Genomic DNA, 15,117 nt, shown 5'->3' with positions numbered 1-15,117 from the left:
GAGCCGCCGTTGGCGTTTGTTACGAGGCTGTTTAATGCCGCTGTCCAACATCCATATCCTGCATCAGGACGACGCTGTCCTGGTGGTGAACAAGCCGACCCTGCTGCTCTCGGTGCCGGGCCGCGCCGACGACAACAAGGACTGCCTGATCACCCGCCTGCAGGAAAACGGCTACCCCGAAGCCCGCATCGTCCATCGGCTCGACTGGGAAACGTCCGGCATTATCCTGCTGGCCCGGGACGCGGATAGCCACCGCGAACTGTCCCGCCAGTTTCACGACCGCGAAACAGAAAAGGCCTACACCGCCTTGGCGTGGGGCCAGCCGGAACTGGACAGCGGCAGCATCGACTTGCCCTTGCGCTATGACCCACCGACCAAGCCACGCCATGTGGTGGATCACGAATTCGGCAAACATGCGCTGACCTTCTGGAAAGTGCTGGAGCGTTGCGGCGACTGGTGCCGCGTGGAACTGACGCCGATCACCGGGCGTTCGCACCAGTTGCGCGTACACATGCTGTCGATCGGCCACCCGCTGTTGGGTGACGGCCTGTATGCCCACGAGCAGGCTCTGGCTGCCTGGCCGCGCCTGTGCCTGCACGCGAGCATGCTCAGCTTTACTCATCCGCAAAGCGGCGAACGCCTGCGCTTCGAGTGCCCAGCCCCCTTTTAAGTTGTGAATGCAGTCAAATGTGGGAGGGGGCTTGCCCCCGATAGCAGTGGATCAGTCACCAGATGCAGTGACTGGAACTCCGCCATCGGGGGCAAGCCCCCTCCCACATTTTGTTCTGTGTCAGTTCTCGACACCGAGTCAAATCAATACGGTAAACTCCGCGCATTGCTGTCTGGAGCTATTTATGCGCGAAGCGTTGAATCAAGGCCTGATCGACTTCCTCAAGGCCTCCCCTACTCCTTTTCATGCCACAGCCGCCCTCGCCCAGCGCCTGGAAGCGGCCGGTTACCAGCGTCTCGACGAGCGCGACACCTGGACCACCGAGGCCAACGGTCGCTATTACGTGACCCGTAACGACTCCTCGATCATCGCCTTCAAACTGGGCCGCCACTCGCCGCTGCAAGACGGTATTCGCATGGTCGGCGCCCACACCGACAGCCCATGCCTGCGGGTCAAGCCGCAGCCCGAGCTGCAGCGCCAGGGTTTCTGGCAGTTGGGCGTGGAAGTCTATGGCGGCGCCTTGCTGGCCCCGTGGTTCGACCGCGACCTGTCCCTGGCCGGCCGTGTGACGTTCCGGCGCGATGGCAAGGTCGAAAGCCAACTGATCGACTTCAAGCTGCCGATCGCAATCATTCCCAACCTGGCCATTCACCTGAACCGTGAGGCCAACCAGGGGTGGGCGATCAATGCACAGACCGAACTGCCGCCGATCCTCGCGCAATTTGCCGGTGACGAGCGCGTGGACTTTCGTGCCGTGCTTACCGAGCAACTGGCGCGCGAGCATGGGCTCAATGCCGACGTGGTGCTCGACTACGAGCTGAGCTTCTACGACACCCAAAGCGCAGCCGTGATTGGCCTGAACGGCGACTTCATCGCCGGCGCACGCCTGGACAACCTGCTGTCGTGCTATGCCGGGCTGCAGGCGCTGCTCACCAGCGACACCGAAGAAACCTGCGTGCTGGTGTGCAACGATCACGAAGAAGTCGGCTCCTGCTCGGCGTGCGGCGCCGATGGCCCGATGCTGGAACAGACCCTGCGCCGCCTGCTGCCGGAAGGTGAGGAATTCGTACGCACCATTCAGAAATCCCTGTTGGTGTCTGCCGACAACGCCCACGGCGTGCACCCGAACTACGCCGAGAAACACGACGCCAACCACGGCCCCAAGCTCAACGCCGGCCCGGTGATCAAGGTCAACAGCAACCAGCGCTACGCCACCAACAGCGAAACCGCCGGGTTCTTCCGCCACCTGTGCATGGCCCAGGAAGTACCGGTGCAGAGCTTTGTAGTGCGCAGCGATATGGGCTGCGGCTCGACGATAGGCCCCATCACCGCCAGCCACCTGGGCGTACGTACGGTGGACATCGGCCTGCCGACGTTTGCCATGCACTCCATTCGGGAGCTGTGCGGCAGTCATGACCTGGCGCATCTGGTGAAGGTATTGGGTGCGTTTTATGCCAGTCGCGACCTGCCCTGATCTGCCAGGCTAACTCGGTCAAATGTGGGAGGGGGCTTGCCCCCGATGCGGTGGATCAGTCAATAGATGTACTGACTGACACACTGCTATCGGGGGGCAAGCCCCCTCCCACATTAGGTTTGGCGTACACCTGATCTGCGTCACCGACACTTTTAATAATCCGACCTAGACTTGTCAGAACTTCCACTCCGACAAGGCCGTCGCCTGATGATCTCCATGTCCTCTTTCCACGCCATGCTTATCCCCATCCTGATCGGCATGATCATGCTCGCCGCCGGCTTCAACTTTCGTGACAACCCCCTTGGCGTGTTCGGCATGTGGATCGGTATGCTGCTGATTCTCGGCACCGTGGTGTACAAGATCCTCGCCAAATTGGCGCAATGACACTCGCATCTGGCATAGCGGCCTCGTACACTCGGTCAATTCATCGCTTTCAAGGTTGACCGCCTCGTGCTTTCCCGTCTGTTTGCCCTGCCCCGCTACCTGCTGATCACCCTGCTCATGCTCCTGCCGCTGACGTCCGCCCAGGCTGTCGGCTTGCCCGGGATGCTGAGCGGCTCCAACAAGGCCCAACCCCAGGCCGAGGTGCCCCTGGGGCAGTCGCTGGACGAGGTGATCAAGACCCTGGAGAACGACCAGCAGCGCACCCAACTGCTGAGCGACTTGAAAAAGCTGCGCGCCGCCACGCAAAAAGCCCAACCGGCGGCCGAACTCGGTGTGCTCGGACTGATTGGCAGCACGTTGTCGGGCTTTGAACAGCAGTTCTCCGGCGCCGACAGCCCGCTGGGCCGCTGGGCCAATGAAGTCGACCTGGCCAGGGATGAACTCGGCGCGCTGATGCTGCCCGCCAACGAATGGTTGCCGATCATCTTTGGTTTTGCGGTGATCCTGGCGGTGTGGAGCCTGCTGGCTGCCGCGCTGATCTGGCTCAGCCACCGCGTGCGCGAGCGCTTCGGCCTGCCCGAGGAACTGCCGCAACACCCGCGCACCTGGGACATGCTGCGCTTTGCTCTGCGCAAGTTGGGCCCGTGGCTCATCGCCTTGGTGATCACGGTCTACCTGAGCTACGCCCTGCCTTCGTCCCTGGGCAAGTCCCTGGCGATGGTGCTGGCTTACGCGCTGGTGGTCGGCACCTGTTTCTCGGCGATCTGCGTGATTGCCTTCTCCGTGCTCGACGGCCCGCACCGCCACCGCGCCCTGTATATCCTGCGCCACCAGGCCTTCCGCCCGCTGTGGTGGATCGGCAGTTTTGCCGCCTTTGGCGAAGCCTTGAGCGACCCGCGACTGGTCGCGGCGCTCGGCCAGCACCTGGCCCACACCGCCGCGACCGTCGCCAATGTCATGGCCGCGCTGTCCACCGGCGTCTTCATCCTGCGGTTTCGCCGGCCGATTGCGCACCTGATCCGCAACCAGCCGCTGTCGCGCCGTTTGACGCGTCGCGCCCTCACCGACACCCTCTCGATCATCGGCACCTTCTGGTACTTGCCGGCGTTGTTGCTGGTGGGCATTTCGCTGTTCGCCACCTTCCTCTCCGCCGGCGACAGCAGCACCGCCCTGCGCCAGTCGCTGCTGTGCACGGTGCTGCTGGTGTTGTGCATGGTGATCAACGGGCTGGTGCGACGCCACGCCCTCAGACCGCAACGCGGACACAAGCGCCATGCGCTGTACTCCGACCGCCTGAAAAACTTCGTTTACACCCTGGTGCATCTGGTGGTGTGGCTGGTGTTTATCGAGTTGGGGCTGCGGGTCTGGGGCCTGTCGATGATTCGCTTTACCGAAGGCGATGGCCATGAAGTCAGCGTCAAGCTGTTCGGCCTGGGCGGGACCCTGCTGTTCGCCTGGCTGATCTGGATCCTCAGCGACACCGCGATTCACCATGCCCTGACCCGCTCACGCAAAGGCCTGGCCAATGCGCGGGCGCAGACCATGATGCCGCTGATCCGCAACGTGCTGTTCGTGACCATCTTTATCATTGCCGCCATCGTCGCCCTGGCGAACATGGGCATGAACGTCACACCGCTGCTGGCCGGTGCGGGTGTCATCGGTATCGCCATCGGTTTTGGTGCGCAGTCACTGGTGGCGGACTTGATCACGGGCCTGTTCATCATTATCGAAGACTCCCTGGCCATCGATGACTACGTGGACGTCGGCGGCCACTTGGGCACTGTCGAAGGCCTGACCATTCGTACCGTGCGCCTGCGCGATATCGACGGCATCGTGCACACCATTCCGTTCAGCGAAATCAAGAGCATCAAGAACTATTCCCGCGAGTTCGGCTACGCGATATTCCGCGTGGCGATCCCCTACAACATGGAGATCGACGACGCGATCAAGCTGATGCGCGATGTCGGCCAGTCCATGCGTAATGACCCGCTGCAACGCCGCAATATCTGGTCACCGCTGGAGATTCAGGGTGTGGAGAGTTTTGAATCAGGCAGCGCCATCCTGCGCGCGCGGTTCAAGACTGCGCCGATCAAGCAATGGGAAGTGTCGCGGGCGTTCAACCTGTCGCTCAAGCGGCACCTGGATGAAGCCGGGCTTGACCTGGCGACACCGCGCTTGAGCGTGCAGGTGGTGACGGGGGGACAGGAGAAAGAAAGGCCTGAAGTCAACGCGAATTAATTGTGGGAGGGGGCTTGCCCCCTCCCACATTCTGATCGGCGGTGTTCAGGCGAGTGCAGCGCCATCCATCTTTTGACGCAAGCTCAGCGGACGCATATCCGTCCAGTTCTCTTCGATATAGGCCAGGCACTCTTTCTTCATGCCGCTCTTGCCCACGGTGCGCCAGCCCTCCGGCACGGCCTTGTAGTCGGGCCAGATCGAATATTGCTCTTCGTGGTTGACCACTACCTGAAACAGGATGTCGTCGCGGTCAAATACTGAGGTCATTGCTGTTCTCCGTCGCTCAAAGGCCGGCCGCGCACCATGCGCAGCACTGATATCTGTAGAAACGTATCAAGGGCCAGGAAAATTAGACGCTGGCGACCGCTGCCGCCAGGGCGCGCCCGAAGATCTCGGCGACGCGGTCGATCTCGGCGGCGGTGATCACCAGCGGCGGCAGGAAGCGCACCACACTGCCATGCCGCCCACCCAGCTCGAGGATCAGGCCGCGCTTGAGGCACTCACGTTGCAGCACAGGCGCGAGCTGGCGATGCACCGGCGGATGGCCCTGGATGTCGCGTGGGCCATTGGGGTCCACCAGTTCCACGCCGAGCATCAGCCCACGTCCGCGAATATCCCCCAGGTGCGCAAAGTCGCGCTGCAGGATATGCAGATGTTCGCCCAGGCGCTCGCCCATCGCCGCCGCGTGCGCGGCCACGTCGTGCTCCTTGAGGTAGCGCATCACCGCGGAACCGGCCGCCATCGCCATCTGGTTGCCACGGAAGGTCCCGGCATGCGCACCCGGCAGCCAAGTGTCGAGCCAGTCGCGGTACACCACCACCGCCAGCGGCAAGCTGCCACCAATGGCTTTGGACATCACCACCACGTCCGGGATGATCCCCGCGTGCTCGAAGGCAAACATTTTGCCGGTGCGGCCAAAGCCACTCTGGATCTCATCGACAATCAGCGCTACCCCTGCCTGTTCGGTAATGCGCCGCAAGCCGCGCAGCCAGTCGAGATCCGCCGGCACCACACCGCCCTCGCCCTGCACCACTTCGACAATCACCGCCGCTGGCGGCAACACGCCGGCTTCGGGATCGTTGAGCAGGTTTTCCAGATAATGCAGGTTGACCCGCACCCCCTCCGCGCCTCCCAGACCGAACGGGCAGCGGTAGTCGTAAGGGTATGGCAGAAACTGCACACCATTGGCGAGCAACGCGCCCAGGGGTTTCTTCGGCCCGAGGCTGCCCATCAGGCTCAACGCGCCCTGGCTCATGCCGTGATACCCCCCCTGGAACGACAACACCGTACTGCGCCCGGTGGCGGTGCGTACCAGCTTCAAGGCCGCTTCCACCGCATCGGTGCCGGTGGGGCCGCAGAACTGGATCTTCGCTTCCCGCGCCAGCTCCGGCGGTAACAAGCCGAACAGGTCCTGCACGAACTGATCCTTGACTGGCGTGGTCAGGTCCAGGGTGTGCAACGGCAACTCGTCGCTCAATACCTGTTGAATCGCCTGGATCACCACCGGGTGGTTATGTCCAAGGGCCAACGTGCCGGCGCCGGCCAGGCAATCGATGAAACTGCGGCCTTCCACGTCTTCCACGTAGATACCCTTGGCACGCTTGAGCGCCAGAGGGATGCGCCGCGGGTAGCTGCGGGCGTTGGATTCCTGCTGGCGCTGACGGGCCAGCAGCGGGGTTTCGTCGAACTGATAGAGCGTCTCGCTGGCGTGCACAGGCGCGGCTTCAATGGGGCTGGTAGCGACTGACATCTCTCGATCCCTCAATACACGGGTGATGGTGGTCATCCGTGGGGGTGGAAATGCGCACGGACTTCATGTTCTGAAGACGCATCAGCGAGAAGAGGATTTAGGGGTCGGGGGTGGCTAACTGATGAATGAAGTTCCAAACGTGAGAGGGGCTTGCCCCCTCCCACAGTTAAATTGCGCTCGGCTTCAGAGTCCCCGGTACTTTTCATTCAGCGCATACAGGATCGCGCAGGTCTCGGCATCCAGAAACCCGGCATACTCGCGCGCCCGAAAGTGCATCTGAAACGCCCGGGTGCGCTGTTCAAAGGCCTGGCGATTCCAGGCCGGTTTGTAGCCATAGCGCTGAAACGCCCGCTCGACTTCCACTTCCGGCGGCAAGCCCATGCAAAACCGGCGTTGGTACATCGCCCTAGCGGTTTCGTCAAACCAGGCCCCTATTCCGGCCTCATGCAGGCAGCGCCAGGGCAGACGAGGGCCCGGGTCGCTCTTGCGCCAGTACGCCACATCCGAATGCCCGAGAATATCGACCGGGCCGATGTGCGGGTAACGCTCGAGAATGTCGCGCACCAACGCAATCAACACCCGCACCTGTTCCTCGCGATACGCGGGAAAAGTGAACACACCTTTGTCGTCACGGGCCAGGTTGACGATTTCGATGCCGATCGCGCGGCTGTTGAGGTTATCCCGCCCGTCCCAATAGCTCGCCCCGGCATGCCAGGCACGCTTGTCCTCGCCCACCAGGCGAAACACGCGCAGTTCGTCATAGCCGGCGGCGCGATAGGCGGGTTCATCGGGATCGGGCAGCAGGTAGTGAGCGCTGACCCCATTCTGCGTCAGGGTGCGCAAGGACGATTTAAAGGGTGCCGCGGTGTAATGCAGGATCACCTGCCCCACGGGCTCGCCACTACGTTCGTTGAAATCCTTGGCAGGGAAACTGGTATCGATGACCAACATAAGATCCGTCCTTTTCAATACGGGCCGAATCATTCGGCCCGTTCAAGCACAAAAAAATTACCGCCATCCTGACGACTTGCAGGTCAGGCGGGCGGTAATTATTTGGCACTTGCACAAAAGCGATCAGCGTCGCAACGGCATGCCCAGGTCAACGCGCAGGCCATCGGCCTGGCTGTCGAATGTCAGCGAGCACGAGCAGCGCTGCACGATCGCCTGAACGATCGCCAGGCCCAGGCCACAGCCGTCGCTGCTGCCATTGCGCCAGAAGCGCTGGGTCAGGTATTGCAGGTCATCGCTGGAAATCTGCGTGCCATGGTCGCGCACGCGGAACACCACCTTGTCAGCGCTGGAAGACACTTTCAATTGCACCCGGGTATCGGCCGGGGTGTGGCGCAAGGCGTTGTCCAGCAGGTTGCGCAGGGCTGCCACGGCCAACCCCACGGGCATATCCACCGGCGTGTCGGCGAGGCTGTCCGCCAGGATCAGGTCGATGCGCGAATTGTCCCCGGCGTGGGCATCCTGGATCGCCAGGCGTGCGACTTCCTCGGCGCTGGACTGCAACCCATCGTCAAACGACAGGCTGCCCTCCACCCGTGCCAGCAGCAACAGTTGCTCCAGGGTGCGGTGCAGGCGGTCGGCGCCTTCCTCGGCATGAGCCAGGGACTGGTCACGCGCCGCGCCCTCGGTCATGCGCGCCACCTGCAGGTGCGTCTTGATCGCCGTCAATGGGCTGCGCAGCTCATGGGCGGCGTCACCGGTGAGGCGGCGCTCGCGCTCGATGGTCTTGGCGATGCGTTGCAACAGCTGGTTCTGGGTGTCGAGCAATGGCTTGAGTTCGCTGGGCAGCGGATGGATCTGCAACGGTTCAAGGGAGTCGGCGCTGCGGCGCATCAAGGCGTCGCGCATGCGATTGAGCGGCACCAGACTCTGGCCGATGCCCAGCCACAGCAGGCACAGGCACCCCAGCAAGGCCACGCCGACCGGCACCGAGGCCGCCAGCAGGATCGACAGGTTCAGCGCCTCACGCTCTACCTGACGGTCGGCGGTGGTGATCAGCAGGTCGCCACGGGACAGGGTGAAACTGCGCCAGCCCACGCCGTCGATCACCTGATCGCGAAAACCGCTCTTGCGCGACTCCAACCCTTCATCCGGCGTGGTATGGCTGCGCGCCAGGATTTCGCCGTGCAGGGAACTGACCTGGCAAGCCATGCCCCCCGGTACGTTGAGTTGTTCGGCGCGCAAATGCGTGCCGACGCCGACGCTGGCCAGGCCCGGCATCTGTTCGGTCAGCCCGGCCACCATGCGCGCCGAGGCGACCAGCCGCTGGTCGAGGGAAAACATCATCTGGTTGCGCAGATCGTTGAGCATCCAGGCCGCCGCCAGGGCCCAGATCACTACAAAAGCGGCGCCGAGCTTGAACGTCAGGCGCAGGCGCAGGCTCTTCACGAAGCATCCTCTCCCGCATCGGCCGGGCCCAGGCGATAGCCGAGGCCGCGTACGGTCTCGACGATGCCGTTGCCCAATTTGCGCCGCAGGTGGTGGATGTGCACGTTCAGCGCGTTGCTTTCCAGTTCATCGTTGAACCCGTAGACGCTGTCCTTGAGCTGCTCACTGGACAACACGCGCCCCTTGTTGTGCAGCAAGGCCTGCAACAGTGCTTGTTCACGGCGCGACAGGTCCACCGGCTGGCCACCCAGGAAGGTCTCGCGGCTGCTGGGGTCGTACGCCAGGCGGCCATGTTCGATCAGGTTGACACTGCGCCCCGCCACGCGGCGTAGCAGGGTTTGCAGGCGGGCGGCAAGTTCGCGCAGGTCGAAGGGCTTGAGCAGGTAGTCATCGGCCCCCGCCTGCAGGCCGTCGACGCGGTTGGTCACCGAGTCACGCGCGGTGAGGATCAACACCGGGATTTCCAGGCCCTGGCTGCGCTGTTGCTGCAGCAGTTTCAGGCCGTCTTCGTCGGGCAGGCCGAGGTCGAGCACCATGATGTCGAAGGTCGCCGCCCTGAGCATCGCCCTGGCTGCCGCAACCGTGCCCACACGTTCGACCGTGAAGCCCTGCGCGGTGAGGCCGGCCACAATGCCGCTGGCGATCAGTTCGTCGTCTTCACAGACCAGTACGTGCATGCTGAACCCTTCATGAAAGATGCGGGCGATTAGAAAACGCACGGATTAAGCGCGCATTATGCCGCTAACTTCGCAACACCCGATAACTCCTACACTTTAGAATAGCGCCCGGTTAATCATCGGTTAATCAACGCCACACATTGTGTGCCTCACTTGCATCGAATTAAGGCTGGACCATGCGGTATCTATTTACTTTTCTGCTGGTGTTGCTGGCGGGGTTCGCCCAGGCCGCGCCGGGCAACCCATTCGAGACCAAACCCGATTTCCTGCCGGTGGGCAAGGCCTTCACCTTTACCTCCGAACGCCTTGAAAGTGGCGAGACCCAGCTGTATTGGCAGATTGCCGACGGTTATTACCTGTACCAGCAGCGCATGAAATTCGACGGCCTGGCCGAAAAGCCCGCGCTGCCCCAGGGTGAAGCCCATAGCGATGAGTTCTTCGGCGAACAGCAGGTGTATCGCCAGGGCCTGGAAGTGAAGCTCCCGGCCGGTACCAGCGGTCAGGTCAAGCTGGGCTGGCAGGGCTGTGCCGATGCCGGCCTGTGTTATCCGCCGCAATCGATTACCGTGGACCTGGGCGGCAACCCGGCGGTCGCCGCCACCACACAAGCCCAGGACCAAAGCCTGGCCAGTGGCCTGCAACAGCGCAGCCTGGGCTGGAGCCTGCTGATCTTTTTCGGCCTGGGCCTGTTGCTGGCGTTTGCCCCGTGTTCGTTGCCGATGCTGCCAATTCTCGCCGGCCTGGTGGTGGGCAGCGGCGCCAGCCCGCGTCGCGGCTTTGCCCTGGCCAGCAGCTACGTGGTGTGCATGGCGCTGGTGTATGCCGCGCTGGGCGTGATGGCCGCATTGCTCGGCGGCAATCTTGCCGCACTGCTGCAAACCCCGTGGATCCTCGGCAGTTTCGCCGCGTTGTTCGTGGTGCTCGCCCTGCCGATGTTCGGCTTCTTTGAACTGCAACTGCCTGCGTTCCTGCGCGACCGCCTCGACACGGTCAGCCGCCGGCAGAGCGGTGGCAGCCTGGTCGGTGCCGGCATTCTCGGCGCATTGTCCGGCCTGCTGGTGGGCCCGTGCATGACCGCGCCCCTGGCCGGCGCCCTGCTGTATATCGCCCAGAGCGGCAATGCGCTGCACGGCGGGCTGATCCTGTTCGCCATGGGCATCGGCATCGGTATCCCGTTGTTGCTGCTGGTCACCGTGGGCAACCGCTTCCTGCCCAAGCCGGGCACCTGGATGAACGTGCTCAAGGGCATTTTCGGCTTCCTGTTCCTCGGCACCGCCGTACTGATGCTTCGCCCGGTGGTCGGCGAAAGCCTGTGGATCGGCCTGTGGGGCGCACTGGCGCTGGTCATGGCCTATTGCGGTTGGACGCTGGCGCGTGAATACGGCCTGGCCGCCAAGGTGTTCGGCGCGGGCTCCCTGGTGCTGGGCCTGTGGGGCGCTGTACTGGTGGTGGGCGCGGCGGGTGGCAGCGATGAGCTGTGGCAACCGCTGAAGGTCTACAGCGGCGCGCGGGTGGCTGCCACAGCCAGCGCCCACGATGCGTTCACGACCATCAACAATCCTGCCGCCCTGCAAAGCCAGCTCGACAGCGCCAAGGCCGAGGGCCAATGGGTGCTGGTGGATTACTACGCCGATTGGTGTGTGTCGTGCAAGATCATGGAAAAACAGGTGTTCGGCAAGCCAGAGGTGATGGCCGCCCTGAAGGATGTACGCCTGCTGCGCCTGGACGTCACCGCCGACAATGCCGCCAGCCGTGAACTGCTCGGCCGCTACAAAGTGCCGGGGCCCCCGAGTTTCGTGTGGATCGGCCCGGACGGTGAAGAACGCCGAGCCCAACGCATCACCGGCGAAGTGGATGCCGCCGCCTTCCTGCAACGCTGGACGCAAACCCGAGACGCGCGCTGATGCTGACCCTCACCATCGGCACCTTCGCCATCGCCCTGAATCACATTCTGCTGATCTGCGCGCTGATTCTCGCCACCCTGGTGGGCTGGCGCGTGGCCAAGCGTGGCGGGGAAAACCCCGAATCGGTGTTGTTCAGCCTGTTCCTGCTGGGCATGCTGGCCGCCCGTGTCAGCTTTGTGCTGATGTACTGGAGTGATTATCGCAACGACTGGCTGCAGATGGTCGATCTGCGCGACGGCGGGTTCCTCGCCTGGCCCGGCGTGATCGCGCTGGTGCTCGGTGCGCTGGCCTACGGCTGGCGACGCCCGGCCCTGCGCAGGCCACTGAGTGCGGGGGTGATCAGCGGCCTGGTGTTCTGGGGCATGACCAGCCTGTCCCTGAACCTTTACGACAAGGGCTCACACCTGCCGGATATCACCCTGCGCGATGCCAACGGCAATGTGGTGCAATTGGCCGACTACAAAGGCGGCCCGCTGGTAATCAACCTCTGGGCTACCTGGTGCCCACCGTGCCGCCGGGAAATGCCGGTGCTGGAACGCGCGCAACACCAGCGCCCGGATATCACCTTCCTGTTCGTCAACCAGGCCGAGAGCATGCAAAGCGTCAGCACGTACCTGGCCACCCAGGGCCTGAACCTCGACAACGTGCTGTTCGACGCCAGCGGCCGGCTCGGCCAGGCCGTCGGCTCCATGGCGTTGCCTACTACGTTGTTCTATACGGCCGACGGACGCCTGATCAACAGCCACCTGGGCGAGCTGTCCCAAGCCAGCCTGGCCCGTGCCATGGAACCCTTCGACACCGCCCCACAAAGGAAACCGACATGCCTCGCCTCCGCCACCTGCTGACCCTGCTGCCACTGACACTTGCCGCCACCCTGGTGCAGGCCGAAGACTGGCCGGCCCCGATCAAGCAAATCGAAGCCAAGGGCGCCAAAATCCTCGGTACATTCGACGCCCCCAGCGGCCTCACCGGCTACGCCGCGCAGTACCAGAACCGCGGCATGGCGCTGTACCTGACCGCCGACGGCAAGAACGTGATCGCTGGCAACCTGTACGATGCCCAAGGCAACGACCTGAGCAGCGCTCCCCTGGAAAAACTGGTGTACGCACCGATGTCCAAGGAAGTCTGGGCCAAGATGGAAAACAGCAGCTGGATCCAGGACGGCGACAAGAATGCGCCACGCATCGTCTACCTGTTCAGCGACCCCAACTGCCCCTATTGCAACATGTTCTGGGAACAGGCCCGGCCGTGGGTGAAGGCCGGCAAGGTGCAGTTGCGCCATATCATGGTGGGGATTATCCGCGAAGACAGCCCAGGCAAATCCGCCGCACTGTTCGCCGCCAAGGACCCGCAAAAGGCCCTGGAAGATCACGAGGGCGCAGGTAAAGCCAGCAAGCTGCAAGCGCTGAGCAAAATCCCTGAGGATATCGAAGCAAAGCTCGATGCCAATATGAAGTTGATGGAGGAATTGGAGTTGTCGGCGACGCCGGCGATTTTCTACCTGGATGACAAGGGCGCACTGCAGCAACAGCAGGGCGCGCCGTCGCCGGATAAGTTGGTGAAGATTTTGGGGCCGAAATAAGCAACGCGCATGCTTTATTGATAAGGCCTCCAAACATCGGAGGCCTTATGCTTGATCAACCTCGATTAACTATTGTTGGACTTCGTGCAGCTCGATCATTGTGATGCCGAAATCGTTACCATGGATCGCGCCCATTTTGTGATTATTGACACTGAGCCTGGCGGTGTTTGAGGTAGCTTGAAATACCTGTGCAAGTGTTTGCCAAGTTGTAGGAGGCTCTACTACATCGGTTATGTTTTTTCGGTCAACCGCTAATGCAATACGGGGGTTGGAGCCTTGACCACTACTATTACAGACCAAGGCCGAGAAACGATAGAAGCGTCCCGGTTCCAGATCTGTGAAAATCTTAAACATTTTCTCGCTTTCAGTAACAGGGTCGGATGTATTCGTGTAGCTGTAATCACGCAACCAGTAACCCGTCCGGCCGCCCCATAAGTCATTTCTCAAAGCGAGATCGGCGGGATTTGCTGCGCCTAAGCCTCTCTGCCAACCATTCCAGCCTTTACCGGATGGGTCAAAGTCAGTGAGATCATAAAATGCCTTGCGGAATTTAAGGTGCAGCTTGGGGAACTCGATCGCATTACTGACTTGGCCACCGATATCCGGCGTCACGTTGAACGTAATCAACAGATCGGTCTTGTCACGCAGCTTCTCCAGGTCCGAACGTTTGAGCAGCTTATTCAACCCGGCGGTCACTTCACCCTCGGTGACTCGACCGGCAGTCCCCACCGGAAAGGTCAAAGGCGCACCATCAGCGTCGGCGGTGCCTTCGCCCCACGCCCACACATTTTGCCCAGCCAGGATAAACCACCAGGGTTCCAACGTACCGTCGGCATCGCCGTTAAACGTGCGCAAATCCAGAATACCGTGCTGGGTGGCAGGAGGCGTAGCCTGTTTCACCACCGGCGTCGGCAGACGCACCGGCACGCTGATATGCAGGTTCAAATCGTCCGAGGTCTGCTGTTTACAGTCGCTGGTCACGGTGAAGTTGATCTTCACCGTTGTGCCGATGCTTTCGATCACGGCCTCTCTTGGGACAGAAAAAATCACAGGGCCGGTTGTACTACCCGGTTGCGACTCCAGCAGCCAGCAACTGCCGTCCGGCCGATACCAATTGGCTTGAATGCTGTGGTTGGGATGGTTGCCGACGTAATTCACTTCCACATGCACGCCGTTACGTCCATTCCACACGGTCAACTCGCTGCCCACCGCTTCGGTGACGGTCGGCGGTTTCAACACCAGATTTTCCTGGCTGATCGCAAATACCTGCATCGGGAATTCGATGGCGGTTTCCCGATTGCACTTGCCATCAAAGCTCGCGGCAAAATGCAGCTCAAAGCCCGTGCAATCGGCAAGCTCCTTCAATCTGTCCCGCGGGATAGACTCGTCAACACCCTTGGCCAGCCACTCTGGAGTAAGGGGCTTACCAGGCACTATGTCGAACCGGTAGTCGCTACCATCTTCACGTGTTCCACTCAACCACATCCAGCAACATTCGCCCTCTTCTGCATAATCCCAAACGGGTACCACCGCCGTGGCATCACCACTGAAGGTGTTGAGATCAACGATGCCCACTGTTGCCTCTTCGATACACGGCAAGGTCAGTTGCGGAGCAAGCACTTGCACCGTGCGATCGGGGGAGCTCTGCGGTTGATAATGGTTGAACTGAACGCTGTAGTTCAACACCATCTTCTTGTTGAACAGTGCTGCAATGATGTGCGGAGCAACATCGAATGACAGCTTGATCTGCCCCTCGCTCACGTCTTTGCAGCCGAGGGCTACCGGCCCAAAACCAGGGCCCGATGCATAGGCACAGACATGGTCATTTTCGAACATGCCTGCGTAGCTGACGATTGCATGCCCGCCGTTGACCGTGTTGACAGGGTTGAGCTGCCACTGACCGGGCGGCAATTCCACGGATTCGCGCAAATGCGGCGGGTTCAGATCCTGCGCAGGGTCGACCTGCAGCAATGAAGTGGTGCGCTGGTGGAAATCCTCGGCGTTCACAGGCAGCGGATTCTCCAGAATCGGATCGCCTGGC

General features: G+C 61.9%; 13 protein-coding genes. 7 read left to right on the top strand and 6 right to left on the bottom strand.

The window, feature by feature from the left end; all coding sequences use genetic code 11:
• The first annotated feature begins 34 nt into the window (after window positions 1–34).
• From CIB54_RS03185 to CIB54_RS03175, 4 genes are all read left to right on the top strand, one after another.
• Complete coding sequence (locus CIB54_RS03185) at window positions 35–670, top strand: RluA family pseudouridine synthase (protein WP_057721392.1); 636 nt, start codon at window positions 35–37, stop codon at window positions 668–670.
• A 184-nt stretch (window positions 671–854) separates the two neighbouring features.
• Window positions 855–2,144, top strand: a complete 1,290-nt coding sequence (locus tag CIB54_RS03180) for a M18 family aminopeptidase (protein WP_065887937.1) — start codon at window positions 855–857, stop codon at window positions 2,142–2,144.
• Between the two features lie 216 nt (window positions 2,145–2,360).
• The gene (locus tag CIB54_RS27420) at window positions 2,361–2,528 is read left to right on the top strand and encodes a hypothetical protein (protein WP_162515424.1); all 168 of its coding nucleotides are present in this window, start codon (window positions 2,361–2,363) and stop codon (window positions 2,526–2,528) included.
• Window positions 2,529–2,594: 66 nt separating this feature from the next.
• Window positions 2,595–4,766: a mechanosensitive ion channel family protein gene (locus tag CIB54_RS03175; protein WP_101218553.1), complete on the top strand. Its 2,172-nt coding sequence runs from the start codon at window positions 2,595–2,597 to the stop codon at window positions 4,764–4,766.
• 45 nt (window positions 4,767–4,811) lie between these two features.
• Here CIB54_RS03175 and CIB54_RS03170 read toward each other — a convergent pair whose 3' ends face one another.
• The 5 genes from CIB54_RS03170 to CIB54_RS03150 all read right to left on the bottom strand — a co-directional run bounded on the left by CIB54_RS03170 (window position 4,812) and on the right by CIB54_RS03150 (window position 9,590).
• A complete protein-coding gene (locus CIB54_RS03170; RefSeq protein WP_057721389.1) occupies window positions 4,812–5,033 on the bottom strand; it encodes an MbtH family protein in 222 nt (73 codons plus the stop codon).
• Between the two features lie 82 nt (window positions 5,034–5,115).
• Entirely contained in the window at window positions 5,116–6,516 is a 1,401-nt protein-coding gene (locus CIB54_RS03165; protein WP_101218551.1) for an aspartate aminotransferase family protein, read from the bottom strand.
• A gap of 183 nt (window positions 6,517–6,699) precedes the next feature.
• The gene (locus tag CIB54_RS03160; protein ID WP_065950272.1) at window positions 6,700–7,467 is read right to left on the bottom strand and encodes an N-acetylmuramoyl-L-alanine amidase; all 768 of its coding nucleotides are present in this window, start codon (window positions 7,465–7,467) and stop codon (window positions 6,700–6,702) included.
• Window positions 7,468–7,590: 123 nt separating this feature from the next.
• Entirely contained in the window at window positions 7,591–8,913 is a 1,323-nt protein-coding gene (locus CIB54_RS03155; protein ID WP_065950273.1) for an ATP-binding protein, read from the bottom strand.
• Window positions 8,910–9,590 (bottom strand): response regulator, encoded by a 681-nt coding sequence (locus CIB54_RS03150; RefSeq protein WP_065950274.1) that lies wholly within the window; start codon window positions 9,588–9,590, stop codon window positions 8,910–8,912. Before CIB54_RS03150 ends, CIB54_RS03155 begins: the two co-directional genes overlap by 4 nt.
• A gap of 176 nt (window positions 9,591–9,766) precedes the next feature.
• On the opposite strand from CIB54_RS03150, the gene dsbD reads away from it, so the two are divergent.
• Genes dsbD through dsbG form a run of 3 tightly spaced genes read left to right on the top strand, consistent with a single transcriptional unit; the run spans window position 9,767 to window position 13,076 of the window.
• Window positions 9,767–11,494 (top strand): protein-disulfide reductase DsbD, encoded by a 1,728-nt coding sequence (gene dsbD, locus CIB54_RS03145; protein WP_101218549.1) that lies wholly within the window; start codon window positions 9,767–9,769, stop codon window positions 11,492–11,494.
• Window positions 11,494–12,339: a TlpA disulfide reductase family protein gene (locus CIB54_RS03140; RefSeq protein WP_101218547.1), complete on the top strand. Its 846-nt coding sequence runs from the start codon at window positions 11,494–11,496 to the stop codon at window positions 12,337–12,339. The genes dsbD and CIB54_RS03140 overlap by 1 nt, the downstream gene beginning before the upstream one ends.
• Window positions 12,315–13,076, top strand: coding sequence for a thiol:disulfide interchange protein DsbG (gene dsbG, locus CIB54_RS03135; protein WP_101218545.1), 762 nt, complete (start codon window positions 12,315–12,317; stop codon window positions 13,074–13,076). Before CIB54_RS03140 ends, dsbG begins: the two co-directional genes overlap by 25 nt.
• 69 nt (window positions 13,077–13,145) lie before the next feature.
• On the opposite strand, the gene CIB54_RS03130 is transcribed toward dsbG, so the two are convergent.
• The coding region (locus CIB54_RS03130) for a hypothetical protein (RefSeq protein WP_198557182.1) at window positions 13,146–15,117 on the bottom strand (1,972 nt) is incomplete at its 5' end.

The sequence above is a fragment of the Pseudomonas fluorescens genome (assembly GCF_002837185.1).
Lineage (GTDB): Bacteria > Pseudomonadota > Gammaproteobacteria > Pseudomonadales > Pseudomonadaceae > Aquipseudomonas > Aquipseudomonas fluorescens_AM.
The sequence above is the reverse complement of the archived record's forward strand: the minus strand, read 5'-3'. Positions and strand labels throughout refer to the sequence as shown.

Coding starts and splice junctions, on each gene's coding strand:
- CIB54_RS03185 (WP_057721392.1), top strand. CDS start 35: ATGCCGCTGTCCAACATCCATATCCTGCATCAGGACGACGCTGTCCTG.
- CIB54_RS03180 (WP_065887937.1), top strand. CDS start 855: ATGCGCGAAGCGTTGAATCAAGGCCTGATCGACTTCCTCAAGGCCTCC.
- CIB54_RS27420 (WP_162515424.1), top strand. CDS start 2,361: ATGTCCTCTTTCCACGCCATGCTTATCCCCATCCTGATCGGCATGATC.
- CIB54_RS03170 (WP_057721389.1), bottom strand. CDS start 5,033: ATGACCTCAGTATTTGACCGCGACGACATCCTGTTTCAGGTAGTGGTC.
- CIB54_RS03165 (WP_101218551.1), bottom strand. CDS start 6,516: ATGTCAGTCGCTACCAGCCCCATTGAAGCCGCGCCTGTGCACGCCAGC.
- CIB54_RS03160 (WP_065950272.1), bottom strand. CDS start 7,467: ATGTTGGTCATCGATACCAGTTTCCCTGCCAAGGATTTCAACGAACGT.
- CIB54_RS03150 (WP_065950274.1), bottom strand. CDS start 9,590: ATGCACGTACTGGTCTGTGAAGACGACGAACTGATCGCCAGCGGCATT.
- dsbD (WP_101218549.1), top strand. CDS start 9,767: ATGCGGTATCTATTTACTTTTCTGCTGGTGTTGCTGGCGGGGTTCGCC.
- CIB54_RS03140 (WP_101218547.1), top strand. CDS start 11,494: ATGCTGACCCTCACCATCGGCACCTTCGCCATCGCCCTGAATCACATT.
- dsbG (WP_101218545.1), top strand. CDS start 12,315: ATGCCTCGCCTCCGCCACCTGCTGACCCTGCTGCCACTGACACTTGCC.